Annotated in this window: 7 protein-coding genes, 1 pseudogene and 1 riboswitch; of the genes and pseudogenes, 5 read left to right on the forward strand and 3 right to left on the reverse strand. The window is 33.8% G+C overall.

All coding sequences use genetic code 11. From position 1 onward, the window contains the following. The first annotated feature begins 305 nt into the window (after positions 1 to 305). Positions 306 to 776, forward strand: coding sequence for a DinB family protein (locus tag V7149_RS22935; RefSeq protein WP_335347896.1), 471 nt, complete (start codon positions 306 to 308; stop codon positions 774 to 776). 114 nt (positions 777 to 890) lie between these two features. Further along, on the forward strand, positions 891 to 1667 hold the full coding sequence (locus tag V7149_RS22940; RefSeq protein WP_335347897.1) for a GNAT family N-acetyltransferase: 777 nt from the start codon (positions 891 to 893) through the stop codon (positions 1665 to 1667). A 75-nt stretch (positions 1668 to 1742) separates the two neighbouring features. Here the strand turns inward: V7149_RS22940 and V7149_RS22945 are convergent, their stop codons facing one another. Together V7149_RS22945 and V7149_RS22950 are read right to left on the reverse strand one after the other, a co-directional pair. After that, on the reverse strand, positions 1743 to 2153 hold the full coding sequence (locus V7149_RS22945) for a DUF3021 domain-containing protein (RefSeq protein WP_335347898.1): 411 nt from the start codon (positions 2151 to 2153) through the stop codon (positions 1743 to 1745). Beyond that, entirely contained in the window at positions 2150 to 2608 is a 459-nt protein-coding gene (locus V7149_RS22950; protein ID WP_335347899.1) for a LytTR family DNA-binding domain-containing protein, read from the reverse strand. Before V7149_RS22950 ends, V7149_RS22945 begins: the two co-directional genes overlap by 4 nt. 335 nt (positions 2609 to 2943) lie before the next feature. Between V7149_RS22950 and V7149_RS22955 the strand changes: the two are divergent. Continuing rightward, positions 2944 to 3126, forward strand: a pseudogene (locus tag V7149_RS22955) (hypothetical protein); the annotation flags it as partial. Between the two features lie 140 nt (positions 3127 to 3266). On the opposite strand, the gene V7149_RS22960 reads toward V7149_RS22955, so the two are convergent. Then, a complete protein-coding gene (locus tag V7149_RS22960) occupies positions 3267 to 3917 on the reverse strand; it encodes a cupin domain-containing protein (protein WP_335347900.1) in 651 nt (216 codons plus the stop codon). Positions 3918 to 4210: 293 nt separating this feature from the next. On the opposite strand from V7149_RS22960, the gene V7149_RS22965 reads away from it, so the two are divergent. Together V7149_RS22965 and V7149_RS22970 are read left to right on the forward strand one after the other, a co-directional pair. After that, positions 4211 to 4753, forward strand: coding sequence for a DJ-1/PfpI family protein (locus V7149_RS22965; protein WP_335347901.1), 543 nt, complete (start codon positions 4211 to 4213; stop codon positions 4751 to 4753). A gap of 94 nt (positions 4754 to 4847) precedes the next feature. Further along, positions 4848 to 5318 carry a regulatory YrvL family protein gene (locus V7149_RS22970; RefSeq protein ID WP_335347902.1) on the forward strand — a complete coding sequence of 157 codons (471 nt, stop codon included), beginning with the start codon at positions 4848 to 4850 and terminating at the stop codon, positions 5316 to 5318. A gap of 375 nt (positions 5319 to 5693) precedes the next feature. Next, positions 5694 to 5776, forward strand: a riboswitch (cyclic di-GMP riboswitch). Positions 5777 to 5897 lie beyond the last annotated feature (121 nt).

The raw sequence follows: 5897 nt of genomic DNA on the forward strand, positions 1-5897 counted from the left end.
GGGCGCTTTTCTGAAACAAGGAAAGCGTCTTTCTTCATGAAAAGGGCCAGATTGTGGAATAACACTAGGCAAATAATTAGATATTTAATTTGAGAAATAGAGTTAGTGAATGAATGTACTTAAAGTTATGGTGCAGGTTCTACAAAGATAGAAAACTGGCACATTTGGTATCTTTACTTACATTAAATACGGTGGAAAATCATACGGTAGATAATGGCAGGTTAAGTTGAAAAAAAATCGATAAAGGATAATGACAATTAAGCAAGAATTTATTACTTAATGATATTTTTTCAGGGAGGAACCAGATGGAAGCGTTGATTGAAGAGTATAGCCGAGGATATACGATGTTAAGGGAATCCATTAAAGAATTGTCTGAAGAAGAGATTAGGTTCAAACCAGGAAAGGATAAATGGAGTATACATCAGATTATTATACATATAACAGATTCGGAATTGGTGTCTACACATAGACTGAAAAAGGTTTTATCCGAGTCTGAACCACTATTAACATCGCCTGACCAGAACGCTTGGGCGAATTCATTGGATTATGAGCAATTAGACCGTGAACAATACTTACTCCTTTTTAAGATACTTCGCTCCAGTATGCTTCCTATTATCCGTAAATTGACAACCGAACAATTTGATAGAGTTGGAGTTTATGCAGATGCTGGACGATTCACATTCAAAGAATTATTGGAATTTCGTGTTCAACATATACAAGGACATCTCGACCAAATTGAAAGGGTAAAAAAAGCTTTTAGGGAGAAGCACGAATAAGATTAATATGAACCTTATTAAATGTGAAATAAGAATTATTTGATTTTATTATTGAGATTATCTTTTAGTTATTCCATATAAGGCGCAATTAAAAAATACAGAAAGGTGTATTCCATGATCATACTTAGTCAATCTGAATTTGATAAAGTAAAGAGTAAATTGAGGGAAAGTAATGTAACTTGTCCAATCTTTGCATCTTCAGTCTTGGATGATTACATTAAAGGAACGGTTTATGCCGAGTCTGGATTTACTAATTCAGTGCTAATTGGAACAAATTCAGGTATTTATTTCGTTGCAGGAGAGAGTAATAATTTAGATTTCAATCATTTTCTCTTTGAGTTGTATAGGCAAAGGAAAAATGAGAAATCCCGCTTCACTTTATTTTCTTCATCCAAACAGTGGGATTATTCAATAAAGAATCAGTTGAAAGATGAAATAAAACAATTGAGCAGATTTTCTTTTACATATGAAAATGATAAGAAACTAGATGATAACAACTTATTATCTAGTGATTATTCTATTGAAAAAATAAACACAGAAAATATAAAGAAGAGCTTGGAATTTAATGAGGAATACTATAATCAATATTGGGGTTCCATATCAAACTTTATTGAAAATGGTTTCGGATTCTGCATTCTGCATAATAGAAAAGTAGTCAGTGAATGTACTTCCATTTTTTCCTCTCAGCAATTTGCAGAAGTTGATATCGCGACTCACAAGGATTATAGAGGACAAGGATTAGCATCTATCATTGCAAACGTATTTACAGAACATTGTCTGAAAAATAGGATAGTTCCAAGGTGGGATTGTGATGTATCAAATACGTCTTCTATACATTTAGCAGAAAAATTAGGGTTTGTTAACCCTGTTGAATATTCAATTTTCGTATAGCAGGATCCATGGGGACGGTTCTTGTGGCTAGGATATCCACACTAAAAACCACAGGAACCGTCCCTTTGGCATTTCTCATATTTTCTTTAAATCATCATTTAATCTCCGGGCTTGATTTTTGAAGTAAAGGTAAAATGCGATCCAAAAGATTGTAAAAGTGACGATGGAGATTAAGAATGTTAACAAAATACTTTGTATAGTAAATGGAATCCATCCGATCGTAAGGGCCAAGATGAGGTAGAGGATCGTGACAGTTAAGAAATGGAAAATGGTCTGTTGAGAAAGTTTTAAATTTCTGTTTTTATAGTACAAGGAACTAACTGTGAAAAACCAGCCGCAGAGAATATAACCTATGGAGTTCTTCAAAAATAAGCTTCCATCTATCATTTCGAAACCCCCGAAAAGGATTGTTAAGTTGGTGTAAAGCACCGCAATGAAGCCTCCAAAGAACATACCGATGAAACTGCGAAGTGTAAATGTCCTCATTCTTTTTTCCTCCTATTTAATTTTAAAGCATCTTTTATCAAAGGGACATAGGTACGAGACACGTACTCTTTCTTCCCAGATTTGAAATAAACGCAGAGTGTACCATTGAATGAAGCTTCAAAGCGGCTCAATTCATGTAAATTGGCGATAACCGATTTAGAAAGGCGGATAAACTTTTTAGAAGGAAGCAGGGCTTCAAGCTCATATAACTTCTCTTTTAAAATAAAAGAATCCGTCTCTGTTACGGCAACTACATGTTCATTTTCTGTATGAAAATAGTGGATATCCACGGGTTTAAGAATATGCTGCATTTCACCTTTTTTGGCAATCAGGAATTGTTGTTCCCTTCCGTGAATGAAGTCAATTAGTCCCTGAATATTGTCATCTAACTCAGGGCTTTCAATGGTAATCTTTGTTTCTTTAAATGATTTATCGATGTTTAAAGAAAGTTTCAAATTTCAGACACCTCTTTTCACCTAAAATTATAATTGTTCCAGCAATCGATGTCTGTCAATAATTGTTCTTTTCATTCACTCCTCTCATTATCGCTCTAATCAAATTGTATGTGGATATTCCTAACAAGTCTGCACTATTCAAGTATGTGGTAGAAAATGAAGGGTAACTTGAAGAAAATAGTTAGTAACTTACATGAAAGGAGGGAATGCTACGAATGGTGAAAACCACAATAGGACAGTTCAATGGTTAAATAAGGTTATAATGAAAACTGGTATGAAGTAATATATTACCAGTCATGTTGTTCATTAAATACATAAAGACAATTAGGTTAAACGATTTAAAAAATATAAAAATTTATCATTCCAACGTAGGCTATGTAAGAACATTTGGGGATATGTTTTTGCGTATCGCTTATCACGAATCTGTTCACACAGGCCTGTTGTTAGACTATATGAGAACAATGGGGATAGAGCGCCCGAAGATATGGGGTAAATCTTTTAGTACAAGACGTATGTAGTAGATTATTCTAGAATCGGCATTTCTTGTACATGTAATTTTGCTTTTTAGTTATTATTTTGAACATGGTAATGCATAACTGACCTATTCTGTGACACAAAAAAACATGGAATATCCATGTCAATAGTTGTATGTCTTTCTCTAATAGCCTCTATATTGCCGATAATGAGGAATGTAATGGGTTGGTTGGTATTGCTGAATATGATTTAGCTGTGGATACTGTTGAATTAAATATTGCTGATGCATATTTGCTTTTTCTCTGTTGCAATTCTCATATGGACCTATATAAGTTGTGGGTTTAACTGGTGCTATTGCTTTTTTCCATTGATTTTCATCAAGGCAATAAGTATGAGCCATGATATTTGCAGGGGTAAATTTTAAGATATCAGAGCCTAAAATTACTTCCGGAGTTGGTGCGTCAAAAATTGCCAAAATATGAGTATTATCAGCTGTAGCTACTTCATAATGCCACCACCCTTGTGGAACGTTTGCGACTTGCCCAGGTGTAATAGGGAAATTGAGAATCTGTTTTGTAAATGGGTTTAGTATCGAAACAGTAACAGCACCAGAAATACAATAGACCAGCTGGGCAGCATTTTGATGATAGTGCGGTTCTACGACATTATTAGCACTTAGGAAAATATCAAGGAGAGACACATTTTCCAATGTATTCAACTGTTGAATGCCTAACACGTTAATAAAGTTGTTGTTATTTTTCTTGAACAAGGGACTTTTATTTACGTCAAAAGTGTATTGTGTTGACGGTGATGTGTAATCCATATAGGAAACCATAATATTCTCCACCTCTTCAATTAAGTATAAAAACTATATAGGCATGTTATGCACTTAATATAGTTCGGTGTTTTAGTTATTAAGACTTAATTGATACGCAGTTCGAACACAATGTGCATTATAGAGTAGCTTATTCAATAAAAGGGCGCAATTCAGCAACAAGAATTTCGCTCTTTCTCTATGTTAAGGGCCAGTTTGGTGAGAATGGGAAGGATATCAAGAAAATATATTGAAATTAAAGAGAGGATTTCATTTATCCAGTTGGACTCTTATTGAATTGCATGGGGGTGTTAATGATATATACAGGAATATTACTATACCCTAGATTTAGTGAATATGAATTATCAGTGCTTTTATCTGTATTAAAGCAGGGGCAGAAACGAACCGTATTTATTGGGTTGAATAACGAAGTAGTTAAAGGGGAGGCAGGATTGACAAGTATCCCTAAAGTAACAGTGAACGAAATGGATATTAATCAATTAGATAGTGTTGTACTTCCTGGAGTGGATGATTTTGAACATTTAGTTAACCATCCTGAGCTGACCACGTTTTTAAGGAAATTTTTAAAAAAGAATATCATAATAGGAGCAATATCCAGTGCACCATATCTATTATCTATGAGTGGATTATTAAGTGAAAGAAAATATACGACTGGATTAACGGCTGATCAAAGAAATTTCTTAGGAACGTTTAACGAAGGTAATTACTTAGATTCACCTGTTGTGATTGATAGAAATCTTATAACTGCGAGAGGATCAGCTTTTATAGACTTTGCAATAAAGTATGGAGAGTTACTAAATTTAAATTTTGATAGAAGCTGGTACACAATAAAATAAGAAAATATACTAGCAATCAAATTTAAAGGCCGCTAATCCAATAAAAACTTTCATTATTTTGTAGAAATAACAGCTAAAGGAGAGGCGCACTTATATGCCTAAACATAATGATGATGCTTCATTTGGCGATATGAATTTAAAAGACAAAATAGCAACAGTTGCCGGAATAACGCTTCTCATTATTCTGGTGCCCGGCTTTGTTCTGGGAATTTATTTTTTTGGGTTGGCCGGGGTTTTTGAACTGCTTGGCGTTCAGTATAAATCTGTCTGGTCATTGATTGTTTTTGTTGTTAGTTTCTTTGTTTTGAGCATTATTGTCGAATTGTTTTCCGGAGAGATTTTTGTGCTGCTTAAACGAAAAATTACAGGAAAATTAAAGATGTTTTTTGTCCGGATCAGTATTGAAGGTGCCTCTAACTGGCTATGTCTCTTTACTGTGGATGAGTTTATGAATAGCATTATCCTTTCCTTGAAAACAGAGATCATAGTTGCTTTGCTGCTGGCTGCAGTAGAAATTGTATTTGATGATAAAAAGGATGAAGAAAAACAGAATGGTGGGGAATAGGTTATTCGGAGACATCTAGATAATATACGGCAATTTCGCATTCAACAACATATCGCCCAGAACTTAAGAAATTCGGAGATTAATATATAACTACTTTGAAAGTAGGGTAAAAAACATTTCTATCTACCAACGTTGCTTTCCTCTCCTCTTTATTCTTTTATCCTTTATTACCCTGCAATACTCCTTTCAACTAAGATTTTTTATTAAATTTTCCCTTTTGATCTTTAGTTCAACCACCTGACTTTCATTTTCTAGTATATAGTCCTATTTATTAGTAACTTAAGGAATTGTTACTATATCACTAGCAATATAGTAAAAAAGTGCTATAATCTTGTGTGAAGTTAGAAGAATTTGTCGAATCATGTATAATTTTGACAGCGAAAATGGCAAAATCGTTGAAAAACGGTGGCGCAAAGCCTCAGACCTAAGGTAATTGCTATGGTGGCTGGGCTGCCGAAAGGAGACTATAATTTACGAAATGAAAAGATTCAAAATAAGAATGAAACTAATTTTCATTCTTATTACATGTATGTCACTATTTGATATTTTTGATGAAAAGATATTACTGTTCTTTCATTT

The organism is Bacillus sp. JJ1503, from assembly GCF_036965125.1.
In the GTDB taxonomy this organism is placed as follows: Bacteria; Bacillota; Bacilli; order Bacillales; family Cytobacillaceae; genus Cytobacillus.